General features: G+C 59.5%; 14 protein-coding genes. 5 read left to right on the forward strand and 9 right to left on the reverse strand.

Going from position 1 to position 19,125, the window contains the following annotated elements:
- Nucleotides 1-146: 146 nt before the first annotated feature.
- Both HY26_RS13060 and HY26_RS13065 read right to left on the reverse strand, forming a co-directional pair.
- Nucleotides 147-569, reverse strand: a complete 423-nt coding sequence (locus HY26_RS13060; protein ID WP_158531498.1) for a DUF2946 family protein — start codon at nucleotides 567-569, stop codon at nucleotides 147-149.
- A gap of 133 nt (nucleotides 570-702) precedes the next feature.
- Nucleotides 703-2,040 carry a serine/threonine protein phosphatase gene (locus HY26_RS13065; protein ID WP_051600030.1) on the reverse strand — a complete coding sequence of 446 codons (1,338 nt, stop codon included), beginning with the start codon at nucleotides 2,038-2,040 and terminating at the stop codon, nucleotides 703-705.
- A 581-nt stretch (nucleotides 2,041-2,621) separates the two neighbouring features.
- On the opposite strand from HY26_RS13065, the gene HY26_RS13070 reads away from it, so the two are divergent.
- Nucleotides 2,622-5,066 (forward strand): TonB-dependent receptor, encoded by a 2,445-nt coding sequence (locus tag HY26_RS13070; RefSeq protein ID WP_112073789.1) that lies wholly within the window; start codon nucleotides 2,622-2,624, stop codon nucleotides 5,064-5,066.
- 66 nt (nucleotides 5,067-5,132) lie between these two features.
- Nucleotides 5,133-6,122, forward strand: a complete 990-nt coding sequence (locus tag HY26_RS13075) for a glycerophosphodiester phosphodiesterase family protein (protein ID WP_034766701.1) — start codon at nucleotides 5,133-5,135, stop codon at nucleotides 6,120-6,122.
- 12 nt (nucleotides 6,123-6,134) lie between these two features.
- Here HY26_RS13075 and HY26_RS13080 read toward each other — a convergent pair whose 3' ends face one another.
- Nucleotides 6,135-6,482, reverse strand: coding sequence for a hypothetical protein (locus HY26_RS13080; protein WP_034766702.1), 348 nt, complete (start codon nucleotides 6,480-6,482; stop codon nucleotides 6,135-6,137).
- A gap of 20 nt (nucleotides 6,483-6,502) precedes the next feature.
- Nucleotides 6,503-7,027 (reverse strand): hypothetical protein, encoded by a 525-nt coding sequence (locus tag HY26_RS13085; RefSeq protein ID WP_034766703.1) that lies wholly within the window; start codon nucleotides 7,025-7,027, stop codon nucleotides 6,503-6,505.
- A gap of 240 nt (nucleotides 7,028-7,267) precedes the next feature.
- Between HY26_RS13085 and HY26_RS13090 the strand changes: the two genes are divergently transcribed.
- Nucleotides 7,268-8,806 (forward strand): AMP-binding protein, encoded by a 1,539-nt coding sequence (locus HY26_RS13090; RefSeq protein ID WP_081813114.1) that lies wholly within the window; start codon nucleotides 7,268-7,270, stop codon nucleotides 8,804-8,806.
- Between the two features lie 11 nt (nucleotides 8,807-8,817).
- The gene (locus HY26_RS13095; RefSeq protein ID WP_034766704.1) at nucleotides 8,818-9,969 is read left to right on the forward strand and encodes an acyl-CoA dehydrogenase family protein; all 1,152 of its coding nucleotides are present in this window, start codon (nucleotides 8,818-8,820) and stop codon (nucleotides 9,967-9,969) included.
- A 10-nt stretch (nucleotides 9,970-9,979) separates the two neighbouring features.
- Here the strand turns inward: HY26_RS13095 and HY26_RS13100 are convergent, their stop codons facing one another.
- Both HY26_RS13100 and HY26_RS13105 read right to left on the reverse strand, forming a co-directional pair.
- Nucleotides 9,980-11,185: a CaiB/BaiF CoA-transferase family protein gene (locus HY26_RS13100; protein WP_034766705.1), complete on the reverse strand. Its 1,206-nt coding sequence runs from the start codon at nucleotides 11,183-11,185 to the stop codon at nucleotides 9,980-9,982.
- A gap of 21 nt (nucleotides 11,186-11,206) precedes the next feature.
- Complete coding sequence (locus HY26_RS13105) at nucleotides 11,207-11,812, reverse strand: TetR/AcrR family transcriptional regulator (protein WP_034766706.1); 606 nt, start codon at nucleotides 11,810-11,812, stop codon at nucleotides 11,207-11,209.
- A 364-nt stretch (nucleotides 11,813-12,176) separates the two neighbouring features.
- Here HY26_RS13105 and HY26_RS13110 point away from each other — a divergent pair, with 364 nt between their 5' ends.
- Nucleotides 12,177-14,591 (forward strand): TonB-dependent receptor, encoded by a 2,415-nt coding sequence (locus tag HY26_RS13110; RefSeq protein ID WP_034766707.1) that lies wholly within the window; start codon nucleotides 12,177-12,179, stop codon nucleotides 14,589-14,591.
- 102 nt (nucleotides 14,592-14,693) lie between these two features.
- Here HY26_RS13110 and HY26_RS13115 read toward each other — a convergent pair whose 3' ends face one another.
- The 3 genes from HY26_RS13115 to HY26_RS13125 are packed head-to-tail and all read right to left on the reverse strand — an operon-like array spanning nucleotide 14,694 to nucleotide 19,003.
- Entirely contained in the window at nucleotides 14,694-16,232 is a 1,539-nt protein-coding gene (locus HY26_RS13115) for a class I adenylate-forming enzyme family protein (protein ID WP_034766709.1), read from the reverse strand.
- 14 nt (nucleotides 16,233-16,246) lie between these two features.
- Nucleotides 16,247-17,833 carry a long-chain-fatty-acid--CoA ligase gene (locus HY26_RS13120; RefSeq protein WP_034766710.1) on the reverse strand — a complete coding sequence of 529 codons (1,587 nt, stop codon included), beginning with the start codon at nucleotides 17,831-17,833 and terminating at the stop codon, nucleotides 16,247-16,249.
- Nucleotides 17,834-17,836: 3 nt separating this feature from the next.
- Complete coding sequence (locus tag HY26_RS13125; protein WP_034766711.1) at nucleotides 17,837-19,003, reverse strand: alpha/beta fold hydrolase; 1,167 nt, start codon at nucleotides 19,001-19,003, stop codon at nucleotides 17,837-17,839.
- Between the last annotated feature and the right edge of the window lie 122 nt (nucleotides 19,004-19,125).

The following is a 19,125-nucleotide window of genomic DNA, read 5'->3' on the forward strand; positions in this document are numbered from 1 at the left end:
GTCATGGTCCCAAGTTTGAGGACCCTGCAGCCTGTCGCGGGCTGCGATCAGATTGTTGTGCATTGAAATTCATCCGATTCCGGACGCACCTGGCCTGGCCAGGCGCACCAATGCGCATGTCGGCAGACATGCGCGCGCGAAGGGAATCAGATGCTGAGGGGCGGCCCGCGGGCAGGCGGCGGCGGGGCAGCGAGGCCACGGCCGGGAACGACATAGTCGAAATTCGTCAGGAAACGTGCAGGCGCTTCAACAGGTCCCGCCAGATTGCCAGAGACCTCGGGCGGCGTGAAATGCGCCGACATGGCATACGGACAGGCCTGGTTCTTGCCGTCGTCCGTCTGGCCCGGAAGCTCCTCCGGATCGACGATCTTGCCGTTTTTCAGGTCCAGCAGGGCCTGCGTACCGTCCGTGCCGTCACCGTGACAGATGACGATGCTGACGAAATCACCCGGCGTGTCTGCAGTGGCCAGCATGTAACCGGCCGGAACCAGGCCGCGCACGACCATGGCCATCAGCGCGACAGCGCTGAGCAGCGACATGAGTCCGGAACGGCTGGATCGGTACCACATACTGGACCGGAGAAAGCTCACAGACATGTGAGAATGACAACTGTGTCATGCAGCCACAGATCAGTGGCAGATCATGCCGGACCTGGCCGGATCACAGCATGATCAAGATCGGACTATAACGGACTATGCCGGACTATGGCGAGCCGAAACGCGACCGGAAATCGTCCAGCACGAGCACATAATCATCTTCGTCACGGAAAGCCTCGTCGGAGAGGTCCGGCTTCTCGCCCGGCTTGTACCAGTCGGCATACTCGGCCATGTCCCGGCTCTGCTTGCGGTAATAGGTCGAATAGGTTTCAACGGTCAGCTCCGGCGCATCCTTGCCCATGTCGAAACTCATCAGGCGCATCCAGCCATCGCCGATGCCGACCGGCCAGGCCGACTGCACGCCGGCATCCTTTGCCGTCTGGCCGCGGTCCTGATAGTCCGCCAGCACCTGCCAGACAGAATGACCGAAGGCGTTGTCGTCCACGCGCCAGGCCTGGCCATGTTCATGACCGCAGAGGACGAGGAAAATCTGGTCGTGCTGGCTGATCAGTTTTTCCCAGACCATTTCCGGGCTGTTGTTGATCGGATCGACCGCATGCCCGTCGACGATCGGGTTCGGCAGGCGCTCCCCTTCCCTGGTCATATAGTCATGCGTGGAGACAATCGTCGGCAGGCCGGGATATTGCGCGATCACCGACGCGGCCCATTCCAGCGAGGCATCCGGCGGATCGAACTGGAGGCCGATATGAAGGAAGCGATAGCCGCCCGCCTCGAACAGCTGCGCGCTGTCCGCGCCGCCCTCATGCGAGGCGACATACCAGGGCTGGCCCTTGAAGAAGGCGGTCTCGGCGCCGAACACGGACCGGAAATTGTCGAGCCCGCCAGGATGCACCACACCGAGCGACGTTTTCAGATCATTCGGGTCGATGTCTGCCGGCCCTTTGGACTGAGGCGGGAACTTCGCCGACGTCCACATGGAATCATAGTCGTGATTGCCCGGCACAACGGAGAATGGCGTCTTGCCGGCGATCAGCGAAAAGCCCTCATGAGCTTTCGGCATCTCGACCGTTTTCACTTTGTCCGTCGGGGCAAAATGCGCATCCATGATCGGATTGGCCACCCGTTCAAACCCGCGCGCCCTGTGCTCCTCATCCATGCCCAGCGTCTGGTGCTGCCAGACGTCGCCCAGCGACGAGACGAATGCGATCTCGCCGCCCTCGGATTCCAGATTGTCGGCGACAAACTGCATCTGTTCGAGGAACATCTCGCTCGCATCGAAGGGAAAGCCTTCGGCCGTCTGGTGGGTGTAATCGAGATAGTTCTGGGTATCCGGCAGAACGGCGATGGTGAACGCATGGTCGATGACCGGTGCCTCGACAGGCTGGACGCCCGGCGCCGCACTGGTGCAGGCCGCCGCCAGCGCCGTGAGGGAAATCAGCGCAGACGAGATCACAGGCTGGCGCGCAAGAGCTGATAGGCACATTCATCTGTCTCCTGAATATATTCCGGGCGCACCAGGTGCGCAGCGCGGGGTCTTGTTCCGGGAAGGCTCTAACGTCCTCGCATGACAGTTTCTTGCGTGAGCCGCCCGGCCGGACCGTGTTGCATTGGCAACAGGCCGGCTGGAATGTGCAGTCGCCCGGGCCGGGCACTGCCAGCTTTCTGTATGTTTGCGGCCCCTTAATTGCCGGAAAACTGGTCATCCCTGTCGCACCCCGATCGCCCGACACGGGATCAACGCGCTGGCGGCCGATTTCCACTTTCCGTGATCATGGAGCCCCCAATTTCACCCGAAGCGGATTGGTTTTCAAGAATGCGTCACGCCGTCTACGTATCACTTACAGAGCCCCGTCTCATTTCCTTCAACAAGTGTCACAAAGTGCCTGACCGGGCAGGCTGCGCACTTGCCATATTATCGTGCAGAATTCCAAAACACTTCTACTTCGTATACGGAATTTATACAGAAGCGCCTTCGCAAAACTTTGATTTGAAGCTTGCCACGGAAAAAAAGTAGCCAGCCCTCCAAGCGGCAAATTGTGCGCCGCAACAAGGAATGGGCTTCTCATGAATCGTCATCTTCGTTCTGCAACTGCAATTGCAGCTCTCTCCCTCTCCAGCCAGTTCGTCGCTTTTGCTGACCCGGATGCTGCCGAAACCGACCGCCGGCTCGAAACCGTCACTGTAACGACGCAGAAACAGGAGCAGACGCTCATCGATGTTCCGATCAACGTCTCCGTCACCAACCAGGACCTTATCGACAAGCTGGCCGCAGATGACATCGAAGACCTCGGCAATTTCGTGCCGGGCCTCGAGGTCCAGGCGCAAAGCCTGAACGCCCCAAGCTACTCGCTGCGCGGCGTCGTCTCCGACAGCGGCATTCCCCGCGTCGCCCTCTTCCAGAACGGCGTCGCCGTCGGCAATCCAGGCTATGGCGCAAACCTCGCCATCTTCGACATGGAACGCGTCGAGGTCGTGAAAGGCCCGCAGGCGACGCTGTTCGGCCAGGGCGCCCTGGTTGGCGGCATCAACTTCATCCAGAACCGCGCGTCACTGGAAGGCAATTCAGGCGCGGCCACGCTGGAGGCCGGCGACTACAGTTCCGTCCGCGCCGAAGGTCACTACAACTGGGCCATCAACGACACGCTCGCCCTTCGTGTCGCCGGCCAGCTCAAGCAGATGGACGGCTATGTTCCGAACACTGCCAACTCGCCGGATCTTATGGGTCAGGACACGACCGCGGTACGCACCGCACTGCGTTGGGCCCCGACCGACCAACTGACCGCCGACATTTTCGTGAACTACCAGGAAGACGATTCCACCGGCACGCAGTTCACCTCCGGCTTCTTCCCGGTCAATGGCAAGGTCGACCCGTTTGGCGCCACCGCCATGAACATCAATTCGGATCAGGTACGCAGCAAGCTCGGTAACGACCGCGAGCTTTTCTACATCACCTCCAACATCGAATATGACATCAATGATGCCTGGTCGCTGACCTCGCTCACCGACTATCGCAACCTCTTCTCCAAGGAAGCCTGGGACTCCGATGGTGCAGCGTTCAACCTGCTCCAGTTCTACCAGGCCCAGAAGGCCAACACGTTCAGCCAGGAACTGCGCGTGAACTATGATGCCGGTGGCAAGCTGACGGCCTTCTTCGGCGGCAACTATTTCACCATCGACAACAAGGCGGAGCTGCGCTTCTCGACCGACGAAGCCTACGCCCAGTCGCTGTTCGCCCCGACACTGGCCGGCGCCGCTGGGCTGACAGTGACCGAAGCGCAAGGCTACCTCGCCCTGTTGGGCGTGCCGGACGCGCAGAATTTCGGCAGCTTCGATACACCGCTCCAGTATTCAGCCCTTGCTGCCCTGTTGATGAACCAGCTCGTGCCGCTTTATGGCGAGCATCTTGAACAGTCGCTGTCGACCGACAGCCGCGACACGTATGACCTCTTCGGCGATGTCACTTATGCCGTCTCCGACCGCCTGAAGCTGACCGCCGGTCTTCGCTACACAAAGGAAGACATCCGCGCGAGCACGATCGGCCATGCGCTGAAGACCAATCCCTACCTGCTCGGCTTCGGCGGCCTGAACGGCGTGACCATGCAGTCGACCCTGCTGCTGAGCGCCGACACGCTCGATCAGCTGGCTTCGGCTTCGGAAAGCACGGATGGCGCGTTCACCTGGCGTCTCAACGCCGCTTATCGCGTCTCCGACAACATCAACACCTGGGCCGCCTATGGCCGCGGCCGCCGCCCGGAAGTCCTGTCAGCCTCGGGCGCGAATTACAGCCTGATCGACGCAGAAACGCTGGACAATGTCGAAGCCGGTATCTTCGGACGCTTCTTCGACGACCGCCTGCAGATGACCAGCTCTGTCTATTATGGACAGTACAAGGACTTTCAGACGACACGCTTCGATCCGATCAACGGCGTGTTCATTACCGAGAACTCCGGTAACGCAACGCAATACGGCCTCGAATTCGACGGCCAGGCCTTGGTCAATGACTATGTCCGCCTGCTGGCAACCTATGCCTTCACGCATTCGGAATACGACAAGAAGGACGACAATGGGAACCCGCTGCAATTTGCCGGCAACAAGTTCCGCCTGAGCCCGGAACAGAGCTTCTCGCTGGCCGCCGACATCACTGTGCCAATGGGTGAGCATGGCGAAATCTCGATCATCCCGAGCTATATCTGGAAGAGCAAGCACTACTTCGAGGATGACAATGGATTCGACTATGCGGCGGACGGCAATGGCGGCTTCATCCGCATTCCGGAAATGTATCCGGATGGTACCGTGGTGGAAGAATCGCAGGACGCCTATGGCGTTGCGAACCTGCGCGTCGGCTTTGATGCGGCCAGCCAGCGCTGGGGCGCCTATGTCCTCGGCGAGAACATTTTCGATGAAGAATACCTGATTGATGTCGGCAACACCGGCGGTGCCTTCGGCCTGCACACAATCATCCGCGGCAAGCCGCAGATGGTGAAAGCCGGCGTCTACGTCAAATTCTGACCCTCGACCCGTGCCGGGAGGGGTTCGCTCTCCCGGCACGCTCCCCTCTTCCGGAAAGCGCCCAACATGAAACGACTGATCTCCGCCTCCATTCTCGTTCTCGCGGCCTGCGCCAGCGCGCCTGCTGCCGAAGCCCCGGCTCAGGCCTGGAACACGCTCACCGGCGAGCGCCCGATTGTGATCGCGCACCGCGGCGCCAGCGGCCTCTACCCCGAACACACGATGATGGCCTACAAGGCAGCCATCGCGCAGGGGGCTGACTTTATCGAACCGGACCTTGTCATGACGTCGGACGGCGTCCTGATCGCCCGGCATGACCTCTACCTGTCCGCCACAACTGACATCGCAGACCATCCCGAATTCGCCGACCGCAAAGTCGCGCGCCAGATGCCGTTCGGCGAACAGGAAGACTGGTGGGCGGATGATTTCACGTTCGCAGAAATCCAGACCCTGAAAGCGCGCCAGCAATTCGAAGGCCGCTCGATGGAGTACAATGACACGCTGGACCTCGTCACCTTCGACGAGGTCATGGACCTGGTCCTCGCCGAAGCCGAAAAGGGCAATATCGTCGGGCTGCATGTGGAAGCCAAATGGCCAAGCCACTACGCCTCCATTGGCAAGGGCCTCGCCGATCCGATCCTCGACGCGATGAAAGCCAAAGGCCTGAAGGAGGCCGGCATCCCGGTCTACATCCAATGCTTCGAACCGCCCTTCCTGGCTGAAGTCGCAGAAAAGAGCGACCTGCCGTTGATCCAGAACATGGTTGGCGCCCCCTACGCCTCCATGATGGGGCTCGAATACGATCTCGATGCCATGACGACTGACGGCGTTGGCGCCGATGTCTCCTATGTGCTCGGCAAGCATGGCCAGCCGACAGACTTCGTCGCCCGCGCCCACGACGCCGGCCTGCTGGTGCATGTCTACACGGTGCGGGACGACCGCCCGGATGCCCCTTTCACGGGTAGCCGTGACGAACTGAAAGTGCTCTTTGACGCAGGCGTGGATGGCATATGGGCTGACTTCCCGGCCACGGCGGTGGAAGTTCGCGGCAAGTAGGAAGCTGACGGGTCAGCCCTTCTTCTTCCGGCTGAGCTTTTCCCATGGCAGCTTGACGGTCACGGGCTCCTGAATCCACCCGCTGCCCCGGCCATATTGCGCATCGAGCCGCATGATCCAGCGATAGCTGTACCAGGCAAACCAAACCGTTGAGGCAATGGCCAGCACAAGAACGAGCCAGCCATTCGGCCAGGGCTCGTGGGCCAGGAACACCTTGATCGCCCAGTAACCGAAGAACAGATAGGCATGAATTCCGATGCTACCGAGCACGCATATCTTTAAATATTTAGCCGGCGTCCCGGAAAACGGGATACTTGCAGAAATCTCTTCACTTGCGATCGAACTTGGTTGGTCGGTCATGATGGGTCCTCCCCTGCAGATCAGAATGGTTTGGTAATGGCGAGGTAGAGAACGATCATGGCAGACACCATGATGGCCGGGCTGGAGAGCAGCAGGAACCACCAATGGTGCTGCACCGCCCGCTCATATCCGACGGCGTCCCCTGCTTCGCGATAGCGGTGCTTCGCTCCGCCGAAATGGGCGAGATAATAGTCGGTCACCTCAATCGGAATGAAGATGCCTGCGACGAACAGGAGCTTCAGCATCAACCAGCCGACATGCGCATTGAACCCGCCTGCCCAGAACAGGAGTGGGCCGGTGATCAGGATGACTGGAAAGGCAAAGTGCTCATAGGAAGCGCCCTGGTCGAATCGCTCCATCATCCAATTCCGGAGACGGACGATTTCCTGATCCGTCGGGTTCCGGCGCCACGCCTTGAAGACCGGCACAAGGTAGAAGGCATAGGCGACAGATGTACTCCACACCCACACCATCACGGCGGTGAGATGGATGAATTTCAGCTGGAGATAATATTCCCCCAGAAACATCCGGATGGGTTCGAGCATTTTCAATCACCTCCCTGATCATTTTGACGCTGCTTAAGCTCGGAGCGAATTATTGTCAATAAACTTGACGATTATGTTTTCCGCACGTAATGCTTTCCAAAGCGTCGGGGAGGACGCGAAAGAGGATCTGCCCGCAGAGAAACGGGCCGGCGTCACACCGGGCCTGAACCGGGCACACTCTCTCGCCTCACCTGCCCGCAACGACCAACCAGCGCATGCGCTCAGGACAGGCGGGCTCACATGGCATCAGCATCCGAATGGACGGGACTCCGCCTACTTGGCGACACCGCGACGCTCTCCTCGCAAGTCAGGCACTTTGCACAGAGGAAGCCGGATGCGCCGGCAGTACTGGGCATGACCGGCAGCCTCCGCTGGCGGGAGTTGGACACATGCGCAGACCGGCTCGCAAATGCGCTGGACAGGCTCGGAATGAAGAAAGGGGACCGCCTCGCCTGGCTTGGCCGGAACAGTCTCATCTTCCCCATCGTGCTGCTGGCTGCGCGCCGGGCGGGCGCCGTCCTGACAGGACTGAACTGGCGCCTCTCTCCGGTCGAACTCACCCGCATTCTCGATCGGACCGAACCTGCGCTTATCGTCGGTGACACCGAATTTGCGGGCAGTGTGCCCAGTCGATTCCGGTTCGTCGATACAGAAGCCGGGCTTGGCGCGTTTGTCACCGGAGCCAGCACGGAAGCTGTCGATCGTTCCGAACCTGGCGACATTTCCACCCTGTTCTTCACCTCCGGCACGACGGGAGAACCAAAGGCCCTCGCCTACACAAGTGAAAGTGCAGACCGGATGATGTTCGCGCCGAACACCTTGGCCTTCACACCAGACGCGCGTCTCCTGATTGTTGCGCCCGTGTTTCACACAGCAGGCTGGTCCTGGACGCTGTATGGTCTCGCGGGCGGGATGACGCAGATCCAGCTCTCCCAGGCCAGCCCGGCCACCATGTTCGATGCCATGGAGCAGCTGGGCGTGACGCACGCCCAATGGGTGCCGGCGATCCTCTCCGATTTGCTCAAGGAGAATGAGGCGCGCCAGATTCCGAAGGGCCAACTGAAAATGGTGGGCTATGGTGCCTCCCCCATCGCGCCATCGCTGCTGAAGGCCTGCCTCGACACATTTGGGTGCGAGTTCACGCAGGTCTACGGCATGACCGAAACAATCGGCCCGATCACCCATTTGCCGCCGTCCGCACACCGCAATCCAGACCCAAGGGTCAATCAGGCGACAGGCACAGCGGGGCCTGGCGTGGAAATTCGTATTACCAACGCCGACGGGCTGGATGTGGCACCCGATGAGACGGGCGAAATTCTCGTCCGCCTGCCCTATCCGGCAGCCGTTCGCTGGTCAGCCGATGGGACGGTTGCCCCTGTCGCGGACGCGGAGGGCTGGCTGAGCACAGGCGATGTCGGGCACATTGATACGGATGGCTTTTTGACGGTGACCGACCGGCTGAAGGACATGATCATTACAGGTGGGGAAAACGTCTATCCGGTCGAAGTGGAGAAGGTGTTGTCCGGCCTGCCTGGCGTGGCGGATGCCGCCGTCTTCTCAGTGCCCGACCCGAAATGGGGTGAACGCGTGGTGGCCGCGATTGTGCCAGTGACCGGAACACGGTTCGCCCCTGACGCCACGCTCGCGCTCTGCCGTCAGCAGCTCGCGCATTACAAATGCCCGACTCGGATTTTCGAGGTCAGCGCCCTGCCACGCAATGCGACTGGCAAAGTGCTACGACAGGACCTGCGCAACTCACTTGTCCCAAACAATACCTGAAAGCGATTTCAATGACCCCACATGCCGGCGGCAGCCAGTTTGCCGAAGAAGACCTGTCCATGTTCCGCGAGAGCGTGTCGCGATTTCTGGATGCGAATGCGCCGCCGGAAAAGGTGGCGCAATGGAATGCAGACAAGGTGGTTGAGCGGGACCTCTGGCGCAAGGCCGGGGAATTCGGAATGCTGGGCGCGACCGTTCCGGAAGCGTATGGTGGGCTTGGCGGTGACTTCCGCCACGAACGTATCCTGATCGAGGAGATGGGCGCCCGCGGCCTGGAAGGCTGGGGCGTGGCCGTCCACAATATGATCGTTGCGCCTTACCTGACCGCCTATGCCACCGAAGCCCAGAAACAGGCCTGGCTGCCCGGTGTGGTCGCCGGAAACATCGTGCTGGCCATCGCAATGACGGAACCCTCCGGCGGATCGGATCTCGCCAATTTGCGCACCCGCGCGCGGCTGGACGGCGACGAATGGGTGATCGACGGCCAGAAGACATTCATATCGAACGGTCAGACGGCCGACCTCGTTGTCGTCGCCTGCCGGACGGGCAGCGATGGCGCGAAAGGTGTTTCATTGATTGTCGTGCCCGGCGACGCAGAGGGATTCGAGCGCGGCCGGAATCTCGACAAGATCGGCCGGGATGCACAGGACACATCGGAACTGTTCTTTTCAGGCGTCAGGGTTCCGAAAGACAATTTGCTGGGCGGCGTGCCGGGTGAAGGCTTCAAGCAGATGATGACGATGCTTCCGCAGGAGCGGCTCGTCATTGCCGCCATGGGGCTGGCCATGCTGGAACGTGCCCTCCAGCTGACCATCGACTATACCAAGGAACGCAACGCCTTCGGAAGAACGCTGATGGATCTGCAGAACACGCAGTTTACTCTTGCTGACATCAAGACTCAGGCAACCGTCGGACGCGCCTTTATCGATCAGTGCACCAACAAGCATTTGCGGGGCGAGCTGGATGCCGTGACCGCCTCCATGGCAAAGCTCTGGATTTCAGAGACTGAGGTCGCCAGCATCAGCCGCTGCCTGCAGCTTTTTGGTGGCTATGGCTACATGAACGAATACCCGATCGCCCAGCTGTTCCGGGACTCGCGCATCGACACGATCCATGGCGGCGCCTCGGAAGTCATGAAGCTGATCATCGCGCGCACCCTTTAAGGGTCCGCACTCAGACGATCCCGCTGCTGCGCAATTTTTCGATCTGCTCCGGCGTCAGGTCCAACAGTTCCGTCAGCACCTGCTCAGTATGTTCGCCGAGCTTTTCCGGCCCGGTCCAACGTACAGACCCCGGCGTAGATGACAGTTTCGGGAAGACGTTCTGCATCTTGATCGTGCCCCAGCGCTCGCTCGCAAGGTCCACCAGTGCTTCACGGGCAGCGTAATGCGGATCGTCCAGCATGTCGCGAGCCCGGTAAACTTTCCCGACCGGCACGGCGTGCTCGATCATGACGGCCTCAACCTCATCAATCGTGCGGGTCTTGGTCCAGTCATTGATGAGATCATCCAGCCCCACCTGGTTCTCACCGCGCGCGACATGGGTCGCGTATCGTGGATCGTCTTTCAGCTCCGGCCGGCCCATGGCATCGCACAGCCGTGCAAACACGGTGTTCTGGTTGGCGGCGATGATCACCATACCGTCCGACCCATCATAGATGTTCGACGGTGCAATTGCCGGCAGGTACGATCCGGAGCGCTCACGCGTATAGTTCTCGATCGTGTATTCCGGCACGAGCGATTCCATGATGGCCAGGATGGATTCGTAGATCGCGGCATCGACGACCTGCCCCTCCCCTGTCTTTTCCCGATGATGGAGTGCAGCAAGTGCGCCCACAGTGGCGAAAGTTCCCGCCAGCGTGTCGCCGAGCGAGATACCGGCGCGTGATGGCTTCCGGTCAGGTTCACCCATCAGGTAGCGCACCCCGCCCATTGCCTCCCCGACCGAGGCATAGCCGGGACGCTTGGAATACGGGCCCGTCTGACCGTAACCGGAAATCCGGATCATGATGATCGATGGATTCTCCTTCTTGAGGTCCTCGTAGCCGAGCCCCCATTTTTCCATCGTCCCCGGACGAAAATTCTCGACGATGAAATCAGCCTGACGGACCAGCTGGCGGACGATGTCCTGGCCCTCTTTTTCCCGCAGATTGGCCGTGATGCATCGCTTGTTGCGCGCGCAAACAGACCACAGCAATGGGTATCCCGTGCGCCCCCAGGTGCGGAGTGGATCACCCTGCCCCGGCGGCTCCACCTTGATGACATCGGCGCCCATGTCCCCGAAAAGCTGCGCGCAGAATGGCCCCGCAATCAGCTGGCCCAGTTCCAGGACACGAAGTCCCGCCAAAGGTCCCTGAGGCGTTGTCACCGTCTTGTCCATTTTTCCCTCTGTATTTTTTACTCAGACCTTCAGGCCCATCGTCAGTGATTTCGCGAAAACGGCCGCGACTTCCTCGCCCTTGTTGGAGGCACTCGGCCGGAACCATTTAGGCACCCAGTTCACAGCACCGAGGATCGCATTGCTGACCATGGCGGAATTGTCGGCCTTCAGTTCGCCTGCCTTTATGCCGGCATCGATGATTGCCGTTATCCGTCTTGTATGTTCCCGCGACCGTTTCAGCAGTTCATCCTTGTGCGCCTTGGACAGCGCTGGGATTTCGGAAAGCATGGCCACCGGGCCTTCATCGCCACAGACCGCCTCAACCTGATACTGGATATAAAGCTGGAGTTTTTCGAGGTCGGTTTCACCTTCTTCCAGCGCGCGGTCGAGCGCGGCGCCACCAATGTCCAGCGCGCGGCTGTAGCAGAGATAGATCAGCTCTTCCTTGTTCTTGACATAGTAGTAGACCGCGGCGTCGGTGATCCCCAATTGCCGGGCCACGTCTTTCAAGGAGGTGCCGCTCGTGCCTTTTTCGTTGAAGCACTGCGCTGCCACCTTCAACAGCATGTCCCGCTTCAGCTGATGTCGAAGCTGACGGTCAAAATGCCATTTATCCGGTGCGCTCATATCGTTATCCCTGCCGTGTTTCCCAAGCGCGGAAGGTGCACGCGACACCCTCTGCCCCGACACGCCCTACGTTTCCGGGACCCCAATGGTTTATTTAGTACACTCTAGATTTTCTTAGCAAGACATAAAAACCATTTGGCCGACACCTGCAGGCACTTGGCTTCATACTGGGGGACTTGCCGGGTGTGACACGACGATCACGCCGAGAGAAAAAGTCCAAAAACTTTACAAAACCACTTGCAAAAACTTTCTGCCCGGTTTGTATTTTAGTGGGCATTAGAAAAAGTTGCTCATGACAAGAAAATTCTGGTAGCCGGATCTAACCGGCACCCCCGGTGTTTCCGGGATGAGGGAGGTAACAACCATGAAACAGAAGCTCTACGGCTCATCCAGCCGAGCTGTCGTCGGCGCCGTCCTCGGAACCGTCGCGATCGCCCTGGCTGCCCCTGCCCATGCGCAGGAAGACACGACCAGCGAAGATGGCGCCCGCCGCCTGCAGGCCGTGATCGTTCAATCCACCAAGCGGGATACGACCCTGCAGGACGCACCGATCTCCATCGGCGTTGTCACGGGTGAAACCATTGCGGACTACCAGGTTGCCGACCTGACGGACCTGCAGAATTTCGTTCCCAACCTGACCGTCCAGAAGACGTTCGGCTCTTGGGCCGTGCGTATCCGTGGCCTCGGTTCCGGCGTTACGAACATTGCGTTCGACTCCTCGGTCAGCATCTTCAATGACGGCGTTTATTGCGGCCGCTCCAGCTGTCTGGAGACCGGTCTGATGGATGTCGGCGCGGTCGAAGTCGCACGCGGCCCTCAAGGCGCCCTGTTCGGGAAAAGCACGATCGCAGGGGCCATCACGGTTTCCAGCGCCCGGCCGACAAGCACGTTTGAAGCCTATGCCAATGCCGGCATCGAACTTGAAGACGGCGGCTATCGGACCTCCGGCGCCATTTCCGGACCGCTCTCCGATACAGTCCGCGGACGCCTGGCGTTCCAGACGAAAAATCTCGACGGCGACGTGAAGAACGCCTTCACTGGCAACGACGACAACTCCGTAGACGCCTGGGGCGCACGCGGAAGCCTGGAATGGGACATCACGCCGGATACGATGCTGTTCGCAAAAGTCGAGGGCGGCTCAAACTCCGTCGACGGCCGCCGCAACCAGCTGGTCACCGCAGGCGCACTGCTGTCTCCGACGGCACCGATCAATCCGGCCTATATCGAGACGAACGCTGATCAGGTGCGGTATGCCGCGACGGGCGTTCCGGTCCCGGAATATGACGATCTGGATTCCCTCGCTTTCACGACATCGCTTTCTTCGATGATCGGAGAGCACAAGCTGGAGCTGATCGGCAACTACTGGCAGACAGAGTCTGAACGGTACCTGGATGTCGACGGTGTGCCGGAACACCTGCTCAACACCTCAATCGGTGATGACTATGAGCAGAAATCCTTCGAGGCACGCCTGCTCTCCCCGACCGGCAACACGTTCGAGTACATCGTTGGTGGCCTCTATCACAACTCGGAAGTCGATACGTTCCAGTACAGCGCCTATTCTCCGGGGTTCTACGCGACGGTCGGCGTGCCCGCGATCGCGTACAGCCAGATCGACGGAGCCGTTGCGTCACTCCGAGAATTCCATCGCGAAACGGACACGGTGTCGCTCTACGGACAATTGACCTGGCACCTCACCGACAAGCTGAGCCTGATCGGGGACCTGCGCTACACCAAGGAAGACCAGGATGCCCGGGCGCAGAACCGCCATGCAGACCTGCCGGATCTGGTGAACCTCGTCTTCAATCCGAATGCGCCATTGCGCAGCAATCCGGAGTTCATCTTCTACGAGTCCCGGTCGGACACGAACACCGATCCATCCATCCGCCTCCTGTACGAGATGAACAATGACGTTAGCATGTATGCCGCATTCTCGACCGGCTCGAAGCCGGGTGGCATGAAAGCGAATGACGACGCTCTTGGAACGATCCTTCTGTCCAAGGACTCCGCTTTCCTCTCGAAATACGCCGGCGTTTCCTCGCTGACGGCAGCCGAGCTAAACGACGGGATCACCCTGTCGGAAGGAAATGGCGTGTTCGATTTCGAGGGCGAAGAGGCTGACAGTTATGAAGTCGGGACGAAAATGTTCCTGGCCGATGGACGGGTCAGCCTGAACGCCGCAGCTTTCCTGATGAAGTTCGACAATATGCAGACCTCGTCCTATGACGGCACGCGCTTCATCATCGGAAACGCGGCGTCGGCTGAAGTGAAGGGCGTCGAACTCGAAGGCCAGTGGCTCGCAACGGACAATCTGACCTTTAACGCATCGGCTGCCTTCACGGATGCGACGTTCGACGAGTTCAAGAACGCCCAGTGCCCGATCGCATCTGACGGAACTCAGGAAGATCCGGCCTGCGTGGACGGTCAGGGAGACCTCAGCGGCCGCCAGATTGAACGCGCCCCGGAAGTCGAGCTGAACATCGGAGCGGCATGGACGAAAAACATCACGCCGAACCTCGTCCTCGATGCCAAGGTCGATGGGTACTATTCCAGCGAATACTATGTTCGCCAGGACTTCGATCCAGCCGGCTTCCAGGACGCCTTTACCAAGCTGAACGCCCGCCTGGCAATCGGATCGGCAGATGATCGTTGGGAAGTCGCACTGGTTGGCCGGAACCTGACTGATGAGCTGACCATTCAGCACGCCTACCAGGTGCTGTCCTCGTTCCAGTCACTGGGCGAAGGCCGGAAAGTCTTCCTCGAAGGTACCTTGCGCTGGTAGCTCCTCCTAAAGCCCGGCAAAAAGGCGAAGGCCGCTCCATCTGGAGCGGCCTTCTTTCTTTTCGTCGAGATTTGGTCAGCGTCAGGCGACTCCGCCCTGCCGCTATTCGTATTCGTCGCGCAGCACGCGCTTCAGGATTTTTCCATTCGGATTTCGGGGCATATCCGAACGGATCTCAACGCGGGCAATCCGCTGGCGTTTGCCAACCCGTGTGTTGGTCCATTCCAGGATTTCCGCCAACAGATCCGGTCTGCTGCCCGGCTCCGGCACAATGATGCCGATGGGCGTTTCGCCCCATTTCGCATCCGGTACACCGATGACGGCAACTTCAGAAACCGCGGGGTGTCCCACCATCACCGCTTCGATATCCACCGGATAGATGTTCTGGCCGCCGGACACGATCATGTCTTTCTTCCGGTCGGTGATGTAGAGATAGCCAGCTTCATCCGTGCGTCCGATATCCCCTGTCCGAAGCCACAACACTCCATCCGGGTCTACATACTTGATCTCTTCGGTGGCTTCAGGACGGTTGTGATATTCCACCATCCAGTGCACGGAGCGAACGCAGATCTCGCCGGTCCCGCCCCAGGGAAGAACCCGGCCATCATCGTCGACAAGGATGTAGTCATTTCCGCGCACAGGCTTCCCGACTGATGCTGTCCGCCCTTCCGCCTCTTCCGGTTGCAGCGTTGTCATGAACCCCTCGGTCAGTCCGTAGAGTTCGATGACCGCACACTTGAACTGCTCGCCAACCCTCCGCTTGAGGTCCTCAAACAGGGGTGCGCCGCCGGAAATGACAGCTTCAAGTGACGCAACGCGTTCCGACCGGAAGCCCGGCGCATCCAACACGCGCTGAAACTGGATCGGCACCATGAACGTGTGCGTCACGCCGTAGCGTTCGACACAGTCCAGCCAGTCGTCCACATCGAACCGTGACCGCACCACACAAGTTCCGCCTACGATCAGGGCACAGAAAAGCGATGCCCAGGCAATGTTGGAATAGAGCCCGATCGGGCAGATCGAGATGGCTGCAAAATGATACCGGTGAGCAAGCGACAGCTCATACATGGATTGTATACGCCGCCGGTAGGCATGTTTAATGCCTTTGGGCAGTCCCGTCGTGCCGGAACTGTAGATGATGTTACACGGATCATCTTCGCCGATCTTTACCGCGGGCTGGCGATCTGACTGTGAGTCTCTCCAGGTACGGAACTCATCAGCCGTGCCGCTTGCTTCGCCGAGCACAAACTCCGCTGGCCGGCCTGAGGGGAATTCCTGTTCCTTGAACCGCCCGAACTGGTCAGGCGTGTAGAAAATCGCCTTCGCGCCGGAGTCCTCGATCATCCGGACGAGGCCTTCCTCAATCACGGCGAGGTTCAACGGCACAATGATCGCCCCGGCCTTCAGGATACCGTACATGACTTCGACATATTCGACGCCGTTCGACATCAGGATGGCAACGCCGTCACCTTTTCCAATACCAAGCGAAAGCAGCCCGTTGGCAACCTGGCTGGAACGCCGGTCAAGCTCCCCCCAATTGAGCGTTCCGCCCTCATCGATAATTGCGGGCTTGTCCGGATACCATTTGCCATTCAGGCGAATGAAATCGTGGAATAGTGGGGGCGTGATTTCAAAACTCACAGCGCACCTTTTTTTCAGCTGGCCAGGTCGGCGAAGTCCAGTCGCATCTGCCGCTTCAGCACCTTGCCGGTCGCGTTGCGGGGGAAGCTGTCCACGAAGGTATATTTCCGCGGTATCTTGTAACCTGCGAGGCGGGGCCGAAGGAACGACTCAATTTCTTTGGGATCAGGGCGCACACCGGCTTTTGGCACAATACAGGCGAGCAGACTTTCCCCCCATTTGGAATCAGGGATACCAATCACCGCCACATCTTCGACATCCGGGTGCTGAATGAGTTCATTCTCGACTTCGACCGGGTAAATATTCTCACCGCCGCTGATGACCATGTCCTTGATCCGGTCGACGATATAGAGAAACCCCTCCTCATCGAAATAACCGGCGTCCCCGCTATGATACCAGCCATCCTTCAGGGCGTCAGCCGTCGCTTCGGGCTTATTCCAGTAAGATTTCATCACCCGGTCTGTCTGGCAAAGAATTTCGCCGATCTGGCCGGGCGGCAGTTCCACGCCATTCTCATCCACAACCTTCAGACGGGACGCGCCCAAAGGTTTGCCCGCTGATTTCAGTTTCGTGCCCGCATCATAGGTGCAATCCGCAGGGCCAAGATATGTCAGCCCTCCGCAACATTCTGTCATACCATAGGAGAGTGCGAACCCGCATTTGAGGACGCTTTGCGCTTCCCTCAGCAGTTCGACCGGGATGCCGGAGCCGGCGATCAGCAATGTGTCGAGATGCGTCAGGTCGAGATTACCCACTTCCGGGAGCCGGATGATGTCATGGATCAGGGCAGCCGGAAGCGGTGTCACGGCAATCTTGTGATCCGCGATCAACTCAATGACTTCAGCCGCGGACGCCGCGCGGAGGATTTCCGCACGCGCGCCGGCATAGAGGCCCGCCAGTCCTAGATTGCAGGCCGCAATGTGAAACAGCGGCATCGTGCACAAGACGGCCGCATCAGGACGGAACATCGCCGGCCAGACAGACAGGCCTTCAATCGCCGCCCGAACCATGGCGTGGTGGGTAATCTCTACGCCTTTCGGATGACCCGTTGTGCCGCTGGTGTACATCTGCACCGCCGTCTCTTCCGGGATCGGCGGGTCCGGCAGACCGCCCGCCCCCGGTGAAGCGCCTGCCCATCCGGACAAGCCCTGCCCCGCATCGATTGCGACGACTGTCTCCAGATCACCGGCATCCGATCGAGCCGCCGAGACGATGTCCAGAAACTCTTCCCCGGCAAAGATGAGCTTTGCGCCACTATCACGCAGGATATAAGCGACCTCCTTCGGAGCGAGGCGGAAATTGACCGGAACCAATGTGGCACCGGCCTTAGAGGTCCCGAAGAGGATCGGGAAAAATGCATCGGAATTCTTGTCGAGAAACGCAACGCGGTCTCCCCGGCCGACGCCGGCCTTCCCCAAGGCCCAGGCAATCCGGTCGCTGAAATCGTTCAGTTCACGGTAAGTGAGTGTCTGGTCCTCGTAGACAATCGCCATTTTGCCCGGGGTCCGACCGGCATGGCATCGCGGGAAGTCTGCGAGCGTTTGAATGTCGGGGTCTGCGATCTCCTCAAGAGACCGCGTTTTGCGGTCTTCGGATGCCATGTCTTACATCCCGTGTTTCTGGAGCCAGTTTGCGCAGGTCTCGGCTGCCTCGACCGCTTTCTCCTGCTGGCCGAAGAAATAGTGGTTGGCATCCTGGATCCACACCAGTTCCTTGTCGTCATGCGAGACCGCCTCATAGAGGCGTTTGGTGTGCTCCGGCGTTATGCCGTCATCTGCGGTGTTGCCGACAACAAGCACGGGCACGGAAATTTTCGCGGCGCATTTCACGCCGTCTGCACGCGCGTCATCATAGCTCCACTGCGAGAGCCAGCTGCGCAGCGAACAGAACCGGGCGAGCCCCACCGGGCTGTCGTTGACGACTTCAGGATCACCCAGGAAGCACCAGTTTGGTTTGCGTCCATTCGGGTCGATCGTGGGATCCAGCCATTTCGGGTCCGCCATCGTGCGATGGACAACGAAGCCGTATTCCCGGTTCGTCTGGCCGGCGGCTTTGTATTCCGCAAGCTTGTCTTTCACCCATTTCGTAATGCGTCTGTTCCGGTCGATCTGCGCCTGGCGGAAGCGCTTCAGGTATTCTGCCGAATATGGCGGCTTGTTGGGGTTACGCGGATCATAGATGTCCAGCTCAACATCGCGGTTCTCCGGGTCGTTCTCATCGATCACGGATGGATCTAGCCATTCTGTGAAAGTCACATGGCGGGCATGGTGCGCTGCGACCAGCATGACCGCATCGGCGGGAATGAAACCGCGCTTGGTGAGATCCGGCGGATCCCCTGCCGGTGTGGACGTCACTGACGGTTGTTCGGCTTCCGACTGGTAGAATAGCGACATGGACCCGCCACCGCTCCAACCACCAAGGACGACTTTCTCGTAGCCGAGACGTTCCTTTGCGTCGCGCACAACCGCGCCGAGATCGCAGACAACCTTCTCCATGATCAGCGCCGTGTCGACACCGCGATAGCGCGTATCGCAATAGATCGTGTGAACACCGCTCTTCGCGAGCGCAGCCATCATCGGCAGGTATGAACCGCCCCCGATCGGGTGGGACCAGATCACCACCGTCTTGGATGGATTGTCCTTGGGCTTCAGCAACTGGCAGCTGAGAGCAACCTTGTCGATCTCACCGGCATAAGTGTCTTTGAAGGCGGATTTGTCCTCGTAAACGACGAGGTACGGAATCCGGTCGTATTTGTGTTTCGTGGCCGTCATGCGGACCTCCCAGTTTATTTTTCTGGGTCAGAACGTGCGGGCGACGCCCGAAAACGTTACTTTGCCCCTTCAAGAAGTTTTTAATCTACATTAAAAAGATGGCCGGTCAAACGTTTCCGTTG

It is taken from the genome of Hyphomonas sp. GM-8P (assembly GCF_003263315.1).
Taxonomy (GTDB): Bacteria; Pseudomonadota; Alphaproteobacteria; order Caulobacterales; family Hyphomonadaceae; genus Hyphomonas.

Excerpts from the sequence above, each read along its gene's own strand:
- HY26_RS13080 (WP_034766702.1), bottom strand. The coding sequence starts at position 6,482 with ATGACCGACCAACCAAGTTCGATCGCAAGTGAAGAGATTTCTGCAAGT.
- HY26_RS13090 (WP_081813114.1), top strand. The coding sequence starts at position 7,268 with ATGGCATCAGCATCCGAATGGACGGGACTCCGCCTACTTGGCGACACC.
- HY26_RS13065 (WP_051600030.1), bottom strand. The coding sequence starts at position 2,040 with ATGTGCCTATCAGCTCTTGCGCGCCAGCCTGTGATCTCGTCTGCGCTG.
- HY26_RS13060 (WP_158531498.1), bottom strand. The coding sequence starts at position 569 with ATGTGGTACCGATCCAGCCGTTCCGGACTCATGTCGCTGCTCAGCGCT.
- HY26_RS13125 (WP_034766711.1), bottom strand. The coding sequence starts at position 19,003 with ATGACGGCCACGAAACACAAATACGACCGGATTCCGTACCTCGTCGTT.
- HY26_RS13075 (WP_034766701.1), top strand. The coding sequence starts at position 5,133 with ATGAAACGACTGATCTCCGCCTCCATTCTCGTTCTCGCGGCCTGCGCC.
- HY26_RS13100 (WP_034766705.1), bottom strand. The coding sequence starts at position 11,185 with ATGGACAAGACGGTGACAACGCCTCAGGGACCTTTGGCGGGACTTCGT.
- HY26_RS13110 (WP_034766707.1), top strand. The coding sequence starts at position 12,177 with ATGAAACAGAAGCTCTACGGCTCATCCAGCCGAGCTGTCGTCGGCGCC.
- HY26_RS13120 (WP_034766710.1), bottom strand. The coding sequence starts at position 17,833 with ATGGCATCCGAAGACCGCAAAACGCGGTCTCTTGAGGAGATCGCAGAC.
- HY26_RS13105 (WP_034766706.1), bottom strand. The coding sequence starts at position 11,812 with ATGAGCGCACCGGATAAATGGCATTTTGACCGTCAGCTTCGACATCAG.
- HY26_RS13085 (WP_034766703.1), bottom strand. The coding sequence starts at position 7,027 with ATGCTCGAACCCATCCGGATGTTTCTGGGGGAATATTATCTCCAGCTG.
- HY26_RS13095 (WP_034766704.1), top strand. The coding sequence starts at position 8,818 with ATGACCCCACATGCCGGCGGCAGCCAGTTTGCCGAAGAAGACCTGTCC.
- HY26_RS13070 (WP_112073789.1), top strand. The coding sequence starts at position 2,622 with ATGAATCGTCATCTTCGTTCTGCAACTGCAATTGCAGCTCTCTCCCTC.